Annotated in this window: 13 protein-coding genes; 5 read left to right on the top strand and 8 right to left on the bottom strand. The window is 70.5% G+C overall.

Translation table 11 applies throughout. The features are described from left to right. The first annotated feature begins 2 nt into the window (after positions 1 to 2). Complete coding sequence (locus ABFX55_RS10170) at positions 3 to 1637, top strand: family 20 glycosylhydrolase (protein ID WP_346119848.1); 1635 nt, start codon at positions 3 to 5, stop codon at positions 1635 to 1637. Here ABFX55_RS10170 and ABFX55_RS10165 read toward each other — a convergent pair. The 4 genes from ABFX55_RS10165 to ABFX55_RS10150 are packed head-to-tail and all read right to left on the bottom strand — an operon-like array spanning position 1586 to position 6613. Beyond that, on the bottom strand, positions 1586 to 2431 hold the full coding sequence (locus ABFX55_RS10165; protein ID WP_346119846.1) for an ATP-binding cassette domain-containing protein: 846 nt from the start codon (positions 2429 to 2431) through the stop codon (positions 1586 to 1588). The two genes, ABFX55_RS10170 and ABFX55_RS10165, sit on opposite strands and share 52 nt — an antisense overlap. Beyond that, positions 2428 to 4146, bottom strand: a complete 1719-nt coding sequence (locus ABFX55_RS10160; protein ID WP_346119844.1) for a dipeptide/oligopeptide/nickel ABC transporter permease/ATP-binding protein — start codon at positions 4144 to 4146, stop codon at positions 2428 to 2430. Before ABFX55_RS10160 ends, ABFX55_RS10165 begins: the two co-directional genes overlap by 4 nt. Next, complete coding sequence (locus tag ABFX55_RS10155) at positions 4143 to 5084, bottom strand: ABC transporter permease (RefSeq protein WP_346119842.1); 942 nt, start codon at positions 5082 to 5084, stop codon at positions 4143 to 4145. The genes ABFX55_RS10160 and ABFX55_RS10155 overlap by 4 nt, the downstream gene beginning before the upstream one ends. A 2-nt stretch (positions 5085 to 5086) precedes the next feature. Then, entirely contained in the window at positions 5087 to 6613 is a 1527-nt protein-coding gene (locus ABFX55_RS10150; protein ID WP_346119840.1) for an ABC transporter substrate-binding protein, read from the bottom strand. A gap of 122 nt (positions 6614 to 6735) precedes the next feature. Between ABFX55_RS10150 and ABFX55_RS10145 the strand changes: the two genes are divergently transcribed. Further along, positions 6736 to 7362 carry a TetR/AcrR family transcriptional regulator gene (locus tag ABFX55_RS10145; RefSeq protein WP_312895291.1) on the top strand — a complete coding sequence of 209 codons (627 nt, stop codon included), beginning with the start codon at positions 6736 to 6738 and terminating at the stop codon, positions 7360 to 7362. Beyond that, positions 7343 to 9523, top strand: coding sequence for a glycoside hydrolase family 3 C-terminal domain-containing protein (locus ABFX55_RS10140; RefSeq protein ID WP_346119838.1), 2181 nt, complete (start codon positions 7343 to 7345; stop codon positions 9521 to 9523). Before ABFX55_RS10145 ends, ABFX55_RS10140 begins: the two co-directional genes overlap by 20 nt. Here the strand turns inward: ABFX55_RS10140 and ABFX55_RS10135 are convergent. After that, positions 9520 to 10686 carry a glycoside hydrolase family 1 protein gene (locus ABFX55_RS10135; protein WP_346119837.1) on the bottom strand — a complete coding sequence of 389 codons (1167 nt, stop codon included), beginning with the start codon at positions 10684 to 10686 and terminating at the stop codon, positions 9520 to 9522. The genes ABFX55_RS10140 and ABFX55_RS10135 overlap by 4 nt on opposite strands. Positions 10687 to 10882: 196 nt before the next feature. Between ABFX55_RS10135 and ABFX55_RS10130 the strand changes: the two genes are divergently transcribed. Continuing rightward, complete coding sequence (locus ABFX55_RS10130; RefSeq protein ID WP_346119835.1) at positions 10883 to 11575, top strand: VOC family protein; 693 nt, start codon at positions 10883 to 10885, stop codon at positions 11573 to 11575. Between the two features lie 177 nt (positions 11576 to 11752). Here ABFX55_RS10130 and ABFX55_RS10125 read toward each other — a convergent pair whose 3' ends face one another. The 3 genes from ABFX55_RS10125 to ABFX55_RS10115 all read right to left on the bottom strand — a co-directional run bounded on the left by ABFX55_RS10125 (position 11753) and on the right by ABFX55_RS10115 (position 14311). Then, positions 11753 to 12346: an MBL fold metallo-hydrolase gene (locus ABFX55_RS10125; RefSeq protein ID WP_346119833.1), complete on the bottom strand. Its 594-nt coding sequence runs from the start codon at positions 12344 to 12346 to the stop codon at positions 11753 to 11755. Positions 12347 to 12476: 130 nt separating this feature from the next. Continuing rightward, positions 12477 to 13757 carry an aspartyl protease family protein gene (locus ABFX55_RS10120; RefSeq protein ID WP_346119831.1) on the bottom strand — a complete coding sequence of 427 codons (1281 nt, stop codon included), beginning with the start codon at positions 13755 to 13757 and terminating at the stop codon, positions 12477 to 12479. A gap of 107 nt (positions 13758 to 13864) precedes the next feature. Beyond that, positions 13865 to 14311, bottom strand: coding sequence for a MarR family winged helix-turn-helix transcriptional regulator (locus ABFX55_RS10115; protein WP_346119829.1), 447 nt, complete (start codon positions 14309 to 14311; stop codon positions 13865 to 13867). A 74-nt stretch (positions 14312 to 14385) separates the two neighbouring features. Between ABFX55_RS10115 and ABFX55_RS10110 the strand changes: the two genes are divergently transcribed. After that, a complete protein-coding gene (locus tag ABFX55_RS10110) occupies positions 14386 to 14697 on the top strand; it encodes a DUF1330 domain-containing protein (RefSeq protein ID WP_346119827.1) in 312 nt (103 codons plus the stop codon). Positions 14698 to 14754: the final 57 nt, after the last annotated feature.

Raw genomic sequence — 14754 nt, 5'->3', positions numbered from 1 at the left:
CCATGTCGCCGACCCCTCCGCTCGTCCCCTACCCGCAGCGGATCACCCCCGTAGCGGCCCCTCTCCGGATGGAAGGCCGGCCGCGCGTCGGAGTGTCCTCCGGCGACCTGCTCGAGCTCGGTGAGGTCGTGGCCGGGCTGCTCGCCCTGCTGCACGACGTGAAGCCGACGGTCCAGGTCGCCGGCGAGGCCGACCTGCTCCTCGTCCTCGACCGCGAGGACCGGGGCGTCGAGGGCCTGGTCATGCCCGGCGGCCTCGACCCGCTGGACCAGGAGGCCGAGACGCGCGAGTGCTACGAGCTGACGATCGGCGAGAGGTCGGCCACGGTGACGGCCTCCTCGGCCGAGGGGCTGTTCCGCGGCGCGACGACCTTCGCGCAGTTGCTGACGCGGAAGGAGCCGGGGCTCGTGGCCCCCGGCGTGCGCGTCCTCGACGGGCCTGCCCTGCGCTGGCGCGGGCTGTCCCTTGACGTGGTGCGCAGGTTCTTCCCCGTCGACCAGGTCAAGAAGGTCGTCGATCTGCTGGCGCTGTACAAGTTCAACGTGCTGCACCTCCACCTCACCGACAGCCAGGCTTGGCGGCTGGAGATCTCCGGCAGGCCCGAGCTGACGGACCCGCGCAACTGGCCGGGCGACGAGGGCTCGCGCAACGGCGAGGGCAGGCAGTTCTACACCCGCGACGACTTTCGCGAGATCGTCGCCTACGCCGCGGCGCGCTTCGTCACCGTGGTGCCCGAGATCGACATGCCCGGTCACACCCAGGCGGCCGTGCGCGCCTACCCCGAACTGGCGGGCGCCGACGAGCCCGCGCACCCGCTGCTGCGCCACCTCGACCCCAGGGCCGAGGCGACGTACGGCTTCGTGGCCGACGTGCTCGGCCAGGTGGCCGCGCTCACCCCTGGCCCGTTCCTGCACATCGGCGGCGACGAGGCGTTCGGGATGCCGCCCGAGCTGTACGCGCAGTTCGTCGCCAGGTCGCTCGAGCTGGCCAGGGCCACGGGCAAGCGGGTGGTCGCCTGGCAGGAGGCGGCCCGCTCCCTCGCCCTTCAGCCCGAGGACGTGGCGCAGTGCTGGGTCGGCGAAGGCGACGCGTTCGACCCCGAGGCCGCCAGGAAGAGCGCTCCCGCCGAGTACCACCCGCTCATCGACATCGTGGCCGGCTCCTTCGAGCACGCCACACGTGACACCCCTCAGGCCGTCGCCGCCGGCGCGTACGTGCTCGCCTCACCGAGCAGCGTGTTCTATCTCGACCGCCGCTACGCCGAGGAGTCCACGCGAGCCGGTCAGAACGAGCGCCGCACCAGGGTGGGCATGGCCTCCTACACGCCGCGCACCTGCGAGGAGCTGTTCGGCTGGCGGCCGTCCGAGCTGGCCGAGATCCCCGCGGGGGCGCGGCTGGCGGGGGTGGAGGCGGCGATCTGGTGCGAGAGCGTCACCTCCTTCGACGACCTGGCGTTCCTGCTGCTGCCGAGACTGCCGGGCATCGCGGAGAAGGCGTGGACGCCCCAGGCCACGGAGTGGGCGGACTACCGGGACAGGGTGAGCGCCCACGGTCCGTGGTGGGATCGGCTGGGCTGGGAGGGCTACTACCGCTCGGCGGGCCTGTTCGCCCCGCCGTACTCCAGCTCGAAGGCCTGACGGCGGGCGCGCTGTTCGGCGACGTCGGCCACCGGAGCCGCCAGCAGCAGCCCCCTGGTGTAGGGGTGTCGAGGCTGGGCGGTGACGGTGGCCGTCTGGCCGCTCTCCACGATCTCGCCGCGGTGGATGACCGCGACGCGGTGGCTCACGAAGCGCACCACGGCCAGGTCGTGGGAGACGAACAGGTAGGCGACCCCCGTCTGCTCCTGGATCTCCAGCAGGAGGTCCAGGACGGTCTTCTGGGTGGTGAGGTCGAGCGCCGAGACCGGTTCGTCGCACACGATCAGCTTGGGGTCGATCGCCAGCGCGCGGGCGATCGCCACCCGCTGGCGCTGCCCGCCGGAGAACTCCCTCGGCAGTCGAAGGGCGGCGTCGGCGGGCAGGTGCACCCTGTCGAGCAGCCTGCCGACCCTCAGCCGGGCCTCGCGCGAGCCGATCCCCTGTCCGAGGAGCGGCTCCGAGAGCGTGTCGCCGATCGTCCTCGACGGGTTCAGCGAGGTGTAGGGGTCCTGGAAGATGACCTGGAGATCGCGGCCGAGCTCGCGCCTGCGCCTGGCCTTGACCCGGTCGAGGCGCTCGCCGCCGAAGGTGATGGCGCCCGACTGGACGGGCACCAGCCCGAGGATCGCCCTGCCGATCGTGGTCTTGCCCGACCCGGACTCTCCGACCAGTCCGAGGGTCTCGCCGGGAGCGATGTCCAGGCTCACCCCTCGCAGCACCTCGACCCGAGGGGCGCCCCACCCCTTCCCTGGAAAGGAGACCCGCAGGTCCTCGACCGTGAGCAGGGCGTTCAATTGACCTCCAGTGGCAGGACCGCGCTGAGGAGTTCGCGCGTGTAGGGGTCCCTCGGCGTGCTCAGGACCTGCTCGGCCGTGCCGCGCTCGACGATGCGGCCCTCCCGCATCACCGCCACCCTGTCGCACAGGTCGGCGACCACGCCGAGGTTGTGGGTGACCAGCAGGACTCCGAGGTCGTTGTCGCGCTGCAGCCTGCGCAGCAGGCCGAGGACCTCCGCCTGGACCCTGACGTCGAGCGCGGTGGTGGGCTCGTCGGCGATGAGGAGCTTCGGCTCGCAGGACATGGCCCCCGCGATGAGGACGCGCTGCGCCATGCCGCCCGAGATCTCGTGCGGGTAGGAGTCGAAGGTCCGCCTGGGGTCGGTGATCTCGACCAGGCGCAGCAGGTCGAGGGCCCGCCTGGTCGCCTCCGCCCTGCGCAGGCCGAGCTTGTAGCGGATGGGCTCGACGAGCTGGCTGCCGATCGTGAAGGCGGGGTCGAGGTTGCTCATCGGTTCCTGCGGAACGTACGCGACGAGCGTGCCTCTCAGCGCGCGGTGCGCGCGTTCGGGCAGGCCGACGATCTCCTGGCCCTCGATGGTGATGCTGCCGCGGGAGACGCGACCCTTCTCGGGCAGGATGCCGAGGATGGAGAAGGCGGTCTGCGTCTTGCCCGAGCCGGACTCTCCGACCAGGCCGACGATCTCTCCCGCGCGCACGTCGAGGTCGACGCCGCGCACCACCTCGCCGGTCCCCGGATAGGCGACGGCCAGATCGCGTACGGACAGCAGGTGGGCGCGCTCCCCCGCCTCCGCCGCCGCCGTTTGCGCCGTCGCGCGGACGTCGGCGACTTCGGGGACGGCGGGGACGTCCCAGACGGCGGGGGCGGCGGTGGCGGCGGGGGCGGTGCGTGACGCCGCGGGCGCCGTGCCGCGGTCTTCGAGCACGTCGCGGAGGGCGGCGGCCAGCAGGACCAGCGCGCCGCTGGTCAGACCGAGCGCGAGACCGGGCCACAGCATCAGCAGCGGGGCGCGCTGGATGTTCTTGAACGCCTCGTTGAGCATGGCGCCCCAGGTCGGGGAGTCGCCGCTGCCGATGCCGAGGAACTCGAGACCCGCCTGCAGGCTGATGGCGATCCCCGCGACGAGCGCCACCTGGATGATGATCGGGGCGCGCACGACGATGAGGACGTGGCGGGAGACGATGCGCGTGTCGCTGAGGCCCGAGACCTTGGCGGCGTCGACGTAGAGCTCCCTGCGCACGTTGGCGACGATGCCGCGCACGAGCCTGAAGAAGCTGGGCGCCACGAGGAAGCCGAGGACGACCATGAGGACCCACACGGTGGAGCCCAGGATGGCGCGCGAGGCCAGCAGCACCACCATAGCGGGCAGCGCCATCACCAGGTTGACGACCCAGCTGGCCGCCGAGTCGAACCAGCCGCCGTAGTATCCCGCGAGCAGGCCGCTCGGCACACCCAGCACCAGGGCCACCGCGAGGGCGATCACCGCGCCGCCGAGCGTGTTGCGCCCGCCGTACAGGAGTCTGGCCAGGATGTCGCGGCCCGCGGAGTCGAAGCCGAGCGGATGTCCCGCGGCGGGGCCCTCGAAGGCGAGCCGCAGGCTCGACAGGCCAGGCGGCTGCGGGCTGAGCACGGGGGCCAGCAGCACGGCCAGCACCACCGCGGCCAGCAGGAGCGCCGAGATCAGCCCCAGCGGGTGCCTGAGCAGCCTCATGCGATCCTCGCCTTCGGATTGAGCCAGCCGATCAGGACGTCCACGACCAGGTTGATCAGGATCACGCCGATCACGGTGAACATGACCAGCGCCATGATGATCGGGACGTCGCCCCGGGTGGTGTAGGTGACGGTCATGCTGCCGACGCCGGGCAGCCCGAAGATCTGCTCCACGAGGACGGCGCCGCCCAGCAGGCCGACGAACTGCATGCCGAGCACGGCCAACGCGGGGGCCGAGGCGTTGCGGACGACGTGGACGAAGACGATCCGCCAAGGCGGCAGGCCCCTCGCGCGCAGGGTGCGCACGTAGTCCTGTCGCATGACGTCGATCACCGACCCTCTGACCTGCTGCGCGACTCCGGCGATGGAGCCGATCGACAGCGAGATGACGGGCAGCGTCACGGTGGAGAGCCAGCCGGTGAAGGACTGGCTCGGCCCCACGTAACCGATGGCGGGGAACCAGTTCAGCCGTACGGCGAAGACCAGGACGATGACCAGCGTGACGAGGAAGCCGGGCAGGGCGTAGCCGAGCACGGCGAAGACCTGCACGAACCTGTCGACCGCGCCGCGCCGCACGCCCGCCCACACGCCGAGCAGGAACGACAGCACGGCGGTGACGAGAGTGACGCCGATCATCAGGCTGAGGGTGACGGGCAGCCGGTTGGCGATCGCCCTCAGCACGTTCTCGCTGGTGAACCAGGACGTGCCGAAGTCGCCTCGCACGGCGGCGCCCAGCCAGTCCAGGTACTGCACCAGGGCGGGGCGGTCCAGGCCGAGCGCCGCGTTCTTGGCGTCGACGAGGTCCTGGGCCGCGCCCTGGCCGAGCAGCTGCCGGCCCACGTCGATGTGAGGGATCGACAGCAGGGTGTAGGAGAGCAGGGAGATCACGAACAGCAGGGCCACCCCCGCCGCGATCCTGCGAAGGATGAAGCTCAGCATGATCAGGCGGCGGGCGCGTAGTTGTAGATGGAGGGCACGGCCATGCCGTCCTGGGGGGTGATGCTCACGCTGCCGTCGGAGACGTGCAGGTAGGTCATCCGGTAGAAGGGCAGGAACCAGCCGTCCTTGACCAGGTGCTCGTTGAGCGCCTGGAGGTCCGCCTTCGCCTCGGCTGCCGGCTTGCTCTGGATCTTGGGCAGCAGGCCCTTCACGGTGGCGTCGGTGTAGCCGAACATGTTGAACGCGCCGGGCAGCACCAGTTCACCGACGACGACCCAGTCGGTCGAGGCCTGGCCCATGTTCATGACCATGCCGGAGAAGGCGCGGTCCCTGAAGATGCGCTGGACGGCCGAGCCCTGGTCGACGTCGTCCCAGACCAGTTTCACGCCGACGGCGGCGAGGTCGGTCTGCAGCGAGGCGGCCAGCGCCTCGGAGACGATCGCGGGGATGCGCGGCAGCTTGAGGGTGAAGCCGTCGGCGTGGCCCGCCTCCTTGAGCAGCTCGCGCGCCCTGTTCTGGTCGTAGGTGTAGTAGGTGTCGAGTTCGGGCCTGTAGGCGGCGGTGGTGGGCCCGAAGACCTGGCTGGTGACCGTTCCGCGGCCCTGGCGGATCTTGGCCAGCATCGTCTGGCGGTCGATGGCGTGGTTGAGCGCCTGTCGCACGCGGGGGTCGCGCAGTTCGGGGGTGACCGCGCCGGCCCTGTCGAAGAGCAGGATGCCCTGGAAGTCGAAGTCCTGCTTGGTCGTCTTGACGTTCGGGTGGCCCTCGACGCTGATCTGCTGGTCGGCCTCCTGGATGAGGGCGACGTTGACCTGCCCGGTCTTGACGCCGTTCACGATCGCGGTCTCGTTGTCGAAGTAGCTGATGGCGAGCGTGTCATAGGGCAGCTTGCCGCCCCAGTAGCCGGCCGCGCGGTTGAACACCCACTTGGTCCCGATGACGGTCTGGCTCGGGTCCAGCTCGTAGGGTCCTGTGCCGTTGGGCTTGGTCTTCAGCGCCTCGCCCTTGGTGAAGTCCGCGGGGTTGGCCATCAGGCCCGCCGCGTCGCTCAGGTAGTAGAGCATCGCGGAGTTGGGCTGGGAGAGCCGAAGCGTCACGTGCGTGTCGTCGACCACCTCGATGGTCTTGACGTCGTTGAGCGTCTTGGCCTGGGCGCCGCCGCCCTTGCGGAAGCGCTCCATGTTCGCCTTCACGGCCTGCGCGTTGAAGGGGGTGCCGTCGTCGAACTTGACGTCGGAGCGCAGGGTGAGGGCGAGTTCGGTCTGGTCGTCGCTGTACTTCCACTCCGAGGCGAGCATCGGGCTGTAGCGCCCGTCGGGCTCGCGCTTCACGAGAGTGTCGTAGACGGCCTGGAAGAACGGCATGGCGCTGCCGTTGGCGTCGTTGGGGTCGAGGCTCTGCGGCAGGGTCATCGTCGCGATGGTCAGGGTCCTCGAACCCTCGCCCGGCGCCTGGCCGTCGGCGCCCGAGCAGCCCGCGAGCACGGTGGCCGCGGTAAGGAGGGCGATTAGCGCGGGGGATCTCTTCATGACGCTCACTCCGTCTCGGATTTTCGGCGAGCATACATGCAAAACTAACCATGTGGTAGATTTAGTGTGAGCCGCGCTAGTCTCGCCCTCATCAGGCATTCGGATCGCAGAAAGGCTGGTCGGTGAACGCACCGATTCCCCGTCAAGGGACCAAGGGCGAGCGCACCCGCTCACGCATCCTCGACTCAGCCATGGAGCTGTTCTCGCGCTCGGGCTTCTACGCCGTCTCCCTGCGCGACATCGCCGCGCACGCGGGCATGACCCATGCGGGGCTGCTCCACCACTTCCCCGGCAAGGACGACCTGCTCATCCAGGTGCTCGCCCGCCGCGAGCAGGTCGCCGCGGAGCAGGCGCTGTCGTCGGACTCCGACCTCGCGCCCGAGGAGCTCCTCTCACGCCACCTCGACCAGATCACCCTGAACATGGGGACACCAGGTCTGGTCGGCCTGTTCGTGAAGGTCTCGGGCGAGGCGAGTGACCCCGCCCATCCCGCGCACGACTACTTCGTCCAGCGTTACCGGCGCCTGCGCAAGCGGACGGCATGGCTGATGTCCGTCCTGTTCGACCGCGCCACGCCGCCGATCAAGCACGACCCCGACGCCGTCGCCCAGCAGCTCCTCGCCCTGGTGGACGGCCTGCAGACCCAGTGGCTGCTGGATCCTGAGCAGGTCGACATGCGGGCCTCCGTCGTCGCCTTCCTCACCCAGCTCGGATTGGAATTGGAACCGGATGACCGACCTCACCCTTGAGGAGAAGGCCTCGCTCACCTCGGGGAGCGACACCTGGCACACCACGCCCATCGGCGAGGCGGTGCCCGCCCTCACCCTGTCCGACGGACCGCACGGGCTGCGCCGCCAGGCCGAGCAGGGCGACGCCCTCGGGCTCGGTGACAGCGTGCCCGCCACCTGTTTCCCTCCGGCCGTCGCGCTCGGCTCCTCGTGGGACGCCCACCTCGCCCACCGGGTGGGCGAGGCGCTGGCCCGCGAGGCGTGCGCGCTCGGGGTGGACGTCGTGCTCGGTCCCGGCGTGAACATCAAGCGCTCGCCGCTGTGCGGACGCAACTTCGAGTACTTCTCCGAGGACCCTCACCTCACCGGCGTGATGGGCGCGGCCGTCGTCACCGGCATCCAGAGCCTGGGCGTCGGGGCGTGCGTCAAGCACTTCGCGGTCAACAACCAGGAGACCGACCGCATGCGCGTCAGCGCGGACGTCGACGAGCAGACCTTGCGGGAGATCTACCTGCCCGCCTTCGAGCGGATCGTGCGCGAGGCCAAGCCGTACACGGTGATGTGCTCCTACAACCGCATCAACGGGGTGCACGCGAGCCAGAACCGGTGGCTGCTGACCGAGGTGCTGCGCGAGGAGTGGGGCTTCGACGGGCTGGTGATGTCGGACTGGGGCGCGGTCAACGACCGCGTCGCGGCGCTCGAGGCGGGCCTGGACCTGGAGATGCCCCCGACGGGGACCGACGAGGAGATCGTCGAGGCGGTGCGCTCGGGCCGCCTGCCCGAGGCGGTGCTCGACCTGGCCGCGAGCCGCCTGCTCGAGCTCGTACGGCGTGGCGAGGGCAGAGCCTCGTTCGAAGGATGGGACCTCGACGCCCACCACGAGCTCGCCCGCGAAGCGGCTCGGGCCTCGGCCGTCCTGCTGAAGAACGACGGCGACGTGCTGCCCCTGCGGCAGGGTCAGCGGGTCGCCGTCGTGGGAGAGCTCGCCCGCACCCCGCGCTACCAGGGCGGCGGCAGCTCGCACGTGGTGCCCACGCGCCTGGACAACGCGTGGGAGGCGCTGGGACGGCCGGCCTTCGCGGCGGGATACCGGCTGGACGGGCAGCCCGATGCCGGCCTCTCGCGCGAGGCGGTGGCAGCCGCGTCCGAGGCCGACGTGACGCTGGTCTTCCTCGGCCTGCCCGAGGCCGCCGAGTCGGAGGGCTTCGACCGCACCACCATCGAGCTGCCCGCCGTCCAGGTCGCTCTCCTGCGGGAGGTGGCCGAGGTCTGCCCGAAGATCGTGGTCGTGCTGGCCAACGGCGGCGTCGTCTCGGTGGCCGAGTGGCAGGAGCACGCCTCGGCGATCCTGGAGGGCTGGCTGCTCGGCCAGGCGGGCGGCTCGGCCCTCGCCGACCTGCTGACGGGGGCGCACAGCCCGTCAGGGCGTCTCACCGAGACGATTCCCAACCGCCTCACCGACGTCCCCTCGCACCTGCACTACCCCGGCGGCGACGGGCACGTCCGTTACGGCGAGGGCCGCTACGTCGGCTACCGGCACTACGACACGCTGGACGCCGACGTCGCCTACCCCTTCGGCCACGGGCTGACCTACTCGCGTTTCACCTACTCCGACCTCGACGCCCGAGAGACGGGCGGCGACGAGTGGAGCGTCGAGGTCACCGTCACCAACGCGGGCGAGCGCTTCGCGCACGAGGTCGTCCAGCTCTACGTGGCCTTCGACGAGGAGCGCCCCTCGCGCCCGCGTCACGAGCTGCGCGGCTTCGCCAAGGTGGGGCTTGAGCCCGGAGACAGCGAGCGGGTCCGCTTCGCCCTCGCCGGCAGGGACATCGCCCAGTGGTCGGTCAGCCGCAAGGGGTGGCGGATCGACGCGGGCGCCTTCACGGTGGAGGTCGGCGCCTCCTCGCGCGACATCCGCCTGCGCGCCGAGCTGACCAGCAGGGGCGACGGCTACGCGGCCCCGCTGGACCGCATGTCGACGCTGGGCGAATGGCTGGCCCACCCCGAGGGCAGCCGGGCGCTGAAGCAGCTGCTCCAGGGCGCGCCCGGCCTCGACCGCACCGATCCCGCCCTGCTCAGGCTGGCGATGGGCATCCCGCTGGCCAAGTTCGCCACCTTCGGGATCGGCCTCACCTCCGAGGTGGTGGACGGGCTCGTCGCCGCCGTCCGCGGGGACGGTTAGTCCAGCCGTCCCGAGCGGGCGATCTCGCCCAGCCAGCGCGCGCTCGGCTTGAGCGTGCGCTGGAAGGTCTCCCTGTCCACCGACACCAGCCCGAAGGTGGGCTCGTAGGAGCCCCACTCGTAGTTGTCCAGCAGCGACCAGTGCAGGTAGCCGCGCACGTCGGCGCCCCCGGCCATCGCCTCGTGCAGCCCGGCCAGGGCGCCGCGGGTGTACTCGACGCGTTCGGCGTCGCGCGCCGTGGCGATGCCGTTCTCCGTCACGAGGATCGGCACGCCTGGCAGCCTGGCCGCGGTGTAGCGCACGGCGTCGCCCAGCGCCGCGGGGTGGAACTCCCAGCCCGTGAGCGTACGGCGGGCCTCGTCCGGCACGGGCAGCGCGCCGTCCTTGCCGACGATGACCCTGGTGTAGGCCTGAACGCCGACGAAGTCGTCGTCCTTGGCCACCTCCAGGAACTGGTCCTCGCGAGGCCGGGCCCACGCGTCGCGTTCGGCGACGGCTCCGTCGGCCGCCTCGAAGTTCTGGCTGGCGATCGTCCAGCCCGACCTCAGCCCCGCTAGCTCCTCGCGGGCGGCCAGGTGGGCGGCGGCCAGAGCGTCGGCCGTCCGCTGGTCGGGCGGCGGCATGGCGCCGGCGACGCCCTCGGTGCGCTCCTTGTCCCTCATCAGGTTCGCCATCATCGCCAGCAGGTTCGGCTCGTTGATGGTGCACACCCACTCGACGCCGCCGAGGATCGGCAGCACCGCGCGCACGTAGCGGCGGAAGCGTCCCACCGCCTCGCCCGACAGCCAGCCGCCGTCCTGCTGGAACCACAGCGGGCTGGTGAAATGGTGCAGCGTGACCACCGGAGTGAGGCCGCGCTCCAGACAGCCCTCGATCACCCGGCGGTAGTGCGCCAGCGCCGCGTTCGAGAAACGCCCCTCCGCCGGCTCGATCCGCGCCCACTCGAGGCTGAACCTGTAGGAGTTGAGGCCCAGCTCCCGCACGATGTCGAGGTCCTCGGGCCAGCGGTGGTAGCTGTCACAGGCGTCCCCGCTGCGGTCGGCGAAGAACGTGCCGGGACGGTTCTCCAGAGCCCACAGGTCGCTGGCGACGTTGTTGCCCTCGGTCTGGTGAGCGCTTCCCGCCGCTCCCCACAGGAACCCCTTCGGGAATGAGCGTTCCATCCCGCCTGCCCTTCTGTCTCACAGTATGACGCGCAAAATCTACCACGTGGTTAGTTTTTGGAGATCGCCTGTCGAGGGCAGGTCAGGACGGGCAGCCTTCGCCTGTGCTCCTGAACCGGGCGCGGTAGGCCGCCATGGCCGTGGTTCTGGACGTGGGTCCCTCGGATCAGGAGATGGCTTCTGCGATCATGTCGGGGTGAACCAGAAGAGATTGAGCCGCAAGGAGATCTCCGACGCCGTCGACGGCCTGGGGTGGCGCTTCGTCCTCGGGGTCGTGCGCACCTCCGTGCCCGTCACCTCGCTCGCACAGGCGGCCGAGGTCGCCGCGCGCGCGGTGGCCGCGGCCGGCGAAGAGGGCGAGGCGAGCCTCTCGCTGGACGTCCGGAAGGACCAGGTGATCCTCACCCTGCAGTCGCTCGCCACCGGCTGGGTGACCGCGCTCGAGCTCGAGCTCGCCCATCGCGTCACCGCGGCCGTGAGCGAGCTCGGGCTGCGCACGGACCCCGGGACCGGCGGCCAGGGGCCTCGGTCGGTCCAGATGGTCGAGATCGCGATCGACGCGCTCGACATCGCCGCGATCCGTCCGTTCTGGAAGGCGGTGATGGGATACGGCGACGAGGCGGAGGCGCACGGCCCAGATGATCCGCTCGTCGATCCCGCCGCTCAGGGGCCGGCGATCTGGTTCCAGCAGATGGACGCGGCGCGACCGCAGCGCAACCGGATCCATTTCGACATCTCCGTCCCGCACGACGAGGCCGCCCGACGCATCGGGGCCGCGCTGGCCGCCGGCGGGGTGCTGCTGTCCGACACCGCGGCGCCTGCCTTCTGGGTGCTGGCGGACGCGGAGGGCAACGAGGCGTGCGTGACGACCTGGCAGGGCAGGGACTGAGCCGCCCTACCGCGCCACCGGCGACGGCTCCCCTGCCCGCGCCGAGCACGCCTTCCGCCTCACCCTGCGCCACCTCTTCGACTGGTAGCCGTGGTAGTCGTTCCCGCCGCAGGCCCGGCTCATCAGCTGCCCCGCCGCTCGAACGGCCCACAAGCGGCCCGGACCACGGTCGCGTCGTCAGCGGGGAGTGGTCGCCGTCGGGGTGAAGGGCGCGCCGTGGCCGGGGACGATGACGTCGGCGACGGCCAGCACGCGCTCCCTGCTGGCCCGCAGGAGGGCGCGGTCGATGGTGACCGGGTCGTCGGCGGGGCCGTCGGCCCGCCACCACAGGTCACCGGCGAAGGCCACGACGCCCTCGGCGGTGCCGGCCAGCAGGGTGATGTCCTCGGCGCTGTGGCCGGGGGTGGCGATCAGCCTGAGCGACGGGGAGAACTCGTACCCCTCGGCGTCCCTGCTCGTCCAGTCGTGGCCACGGTAGATCGCCTTGTGGTCGTGGATCCGTGCCTGGCCGAACAGGCCGACGTTGAGGATGTTGTCGGGGTGGTGGTGGCTGAGCACCACGTCGGTGATGTCGTCCGTCTTGAGGCCGAGGTCGGCGAGCGCGTCGACGATCACCGACTGGCTCGCGACCATGCCGGGGTCCACCACGATCCTGAGGTCGCCCTCGGTGACGTAGGACACGGTCGCGGCCACGCCGGGCCCCGTGGAGGTGGTGTAGCCGGTGGCGAGGATATGGAAGGCGGCCCTACGGCCGGTGGGTGCGTCGGTCATGGAAAGCAGTCTGGCGACGCCGCGCTCCATCCAACAGTGGCCGGAACACTTTTTATCGCGGGTTTCGTGCCAACCGCGTCCGGGCTGAGGCAGGCGCAGGTCAAGCCCTCTGACGTCGCGGTCACGGTGGCTACGACGAGCGGCTGATGGACATGCGCATGCGTTCGTAGTCGAAGGTGACGGCGTATGGCTTGAAGAACTCGTGGGTGAAGTTGGCGATCAGATCGAAGCCGAACTGCGCCGACTGGCCCGGGCCTGGCAGGCCGGGGAAGACCTTCTCGGCCGCCATGCCGTGGACGTCGCGCCTGACCGCTCTTCCGAGGCTGATCCGGTCGGCGGTGACGGGATAGGTCTTGAGCCCGAACCGCTCTCTCGGATGGTCGTAGTCCACCTTGAGGCCGTACTGCTCGGCGATCGCCACCGTGGTGTCCACGGCGCTGCCGATGCCGCCGGTGTCGACGGTCACCATCTTGGGGCCGTGCTCCCCGAGGCTGCCCAGCGAGCACGGGAAGTGGTCACCAGCAAGCCACAGCGGCAACCGGGCGAGCTCGCCGCGCGGGGAGCCGGGCGTGCGCCGTAGCAGCAGGGCCTTGCCCGCGTAGTCCATCGTGGTCAGGAAGTGGTAGAAGATCGTCGTGCCGAACGCGCCCGCCGCCTGCGAGCCGTCGGGGAGAGGTGGCCTTTGCGCGTCGTTCCACTGCACGGGGATGTTGCGGATCTCGATGTCCCCGATCCTGAACGAGTCCAGGACGCCGACGGAGATGACGACGGGATGAGCGTCCACGACCCCGCCCTCCACGGTGGCCAGCGCGCGTAGTCCTGCCCGTTCCGCCTCTTCCTGCGACAGGTCCAGCGTCGCGTAGGTGTCGAGGTAGAACTTCTGCGGCTTTCCGCCGTTGACGCTCGCTTCGACGGACGGGACCGGATCCAGGGTGTGGAAGGGCACGCGGGTGCTCCGCACGCCCGACACCCTCCAGGGCGTGCCGTCGATGTGGGAGTAGACCTTGGCGAACGCCGTGTCGCGCGAGCGGCCGGTGCGGCGCAGCAGCGGGACGGCGCGGGCGAGCCGGTCCTGCCGTACGAAGCACTCCGCGAGGCGCTGGGTGGAGGCGATGTCGCCGGGAGCAAGGGCGATGGCCTTGGACAGGTGCGCTTCGGCGGCGCCGAACCGGTTGGACAGCAGCGCGATGTAGCCGATCTGGGCGTGGGCGTGGGCGTTTCCCGCATCCTCGCGCAGCCTGTCGCGGTAGCCGCGCTCGGCGTCGGCGAACCGGCCCTGCTTGAACAGGTGATCAGGGTCCCCGGAGTCGGCCGCCGCTGCGAAAGGCAGCGCTGTACCCGCTCCGGCGGCGGCGACCAGGGCCGCCGCTCCTCGCAGGAACGTGCGCCGGTCGGCGTGGTGGAAGGTCATGTGTCCTACCTCGTGTCGTGGCCGGTTCGAACAAGGCCACACAACAGCGGTAAGGGTTAAACACGGATAAGTACCGCCCTGCTGCCGTCGGGGGCATAACAAGCCACCTACTGGTTGGCGTCCCGGAGTTTGCGCAGGAGCGCGATCATCGTGCTCGCCTCGTCCGCCGTGAGCGTGTCGTAGATGTGGCGCTGCGCTGAGGCCAGCGCGAGCTCTCCCCTTCTGTGCGCTTCCGCCAGGCCTTCCTCGGTCAGGGCGACCATGATCGCGCGCCGGTCCTTGGGGTGCGGTCCGCGTTCCACCAGCCCCCGTTCCTGCGTCGCGTCCAGCAACCGGGTCGTGCGTGTGGTGCTGGTCGCCAGCGCGCGGGTGATGTCCACCGTACGGAGGCAGTGGCCCGGGGTGCGGGCGAGCCGGAACAGGATGTCGGAGATCGCCGCGTCGAGGTCACCCTCCGGGCTGACGTCGGCATCGATACGCCTGGTCACGGCCAGGTAGGCCTCGCGCAGCATGCCGTACGACTCCCAGCGGGGGTCGGCGAACAGATTACTCATTGCGGGACTGTCCCGATCGGTAGTAAATTCGAGACTGTCCCGAACGGGATGATTGTATAGCTGGGGAGTGTGTCATGGCGGCATACGCGTTGTTCGACAACATCGAGGTCTCCGACCCGGACAAGCTGGCCGAGTACGCCTCGCGCGTGCGCGCTGTCGTGGAGAGTTTCGGCGGTGCCTACCGGGCGGTCGGAGGACAGGTGGACGTGCTCGAGGGGACGGCGATGCTGGGGTATCCGGTGCTGATCGAGTTCCCTGATCTGCAGGCCGCGCACCGGTGGTACGACTCGCCTGACTACCGTGAGCTCAAGGCATTGCGGCAGGCCGGGTCGCGGGCGAACGCGATCATTTTCGAGACCGCGCCCTCTGACCTGCTGGATGCTTAGCGGGAGCCGTAGTTGCGGACCACCGTACGCTGGTCAGTCGCTCGAACGACCACCGCC

This window comes from Nonomuraea roseola (assembly GCF_039535395.1).
Classification (GTDB): domain Bacteria; phylum Actinomycetota; class Actinomycetes; order Streptosporangiales; family Streptosporangiaceae; genus Nonomuraea; species Nonomuraea roseola.
This window is presented reverse-complemented; position numbering and strand designations above follow the sequence as displayed.

Coding starts and splice junctions, on each gene's coding strand:
- ABFX55_RS10110 (WP_346119827.1), top strand. CDS start 14,386: ATGGCGGCATACGCGTTGTTCGACAACATCGAGGTCTCCGACCCGGAC.
- ABFX55_RS10120 (WP_346119831.1), bottom strand. CDS start 13,757: ATGACCTTCCACCACGCCGACCGGCGCACGTTCCTGCGAGGAGCGGCG.
- ABFX55_RS10135 (WP_346119837.1), bottom strand. CDS start 10,686: ATGGAACGCTCATTCCCGAAGGGGTTCCTGTGGGGAGCGGCGGGAAGC.
- ABFX55_RS10160 (WP_346119844.1), bottom strand. CDS start 4,146: ATGAGGCTGCTCAGGCACCCGCTGGGGCTGATCTCGGCGCTCCTGCTG.
- ABFX55_RS10140 (WP_346119838.1), top strand. CDS start 7,343: ATGACCGACCTCACCCTTGAGGAGAAGGCCTCGCTCACCTCGGGGAGC.
- ABFX55_RS10115 (WP_346119829.1), bottom strand. CDS start 14,311: ATGAGTAATCTGTTCGCCGACCCCCGCTGGGAGTCGTACGGCATGCTG.
- ABFX55_RS10125 (WP_346119833.1), bottom strand. CDS start 12,346: ATGACCGACGCACCCACCGGCCGTAGGGCCGCCTTCCATATCCTCGCC.
- ABFX55_RS10170 (WP_346119848.1), top strand. CDS start 3: ATGTCGCCGACCCCTCCGCTCGTCCCCTACCCGCAGCGGATCACCCCC.
- ABFX55_RS10155 (WP_346119842.1), bottom strand. CDS start 5,084: ATGCTGAGCTTCATCCTTCGCAGGATCGCGGCGGGGGTGGCCCTGCTG.
- ABFX55_RS10150 (WP_346119840.1), bottom strand. CDS start 6,613: ATGAAGAGATCCCCCGCGCTAATCGCCCTCCTTACCGCGGCCACCGTG.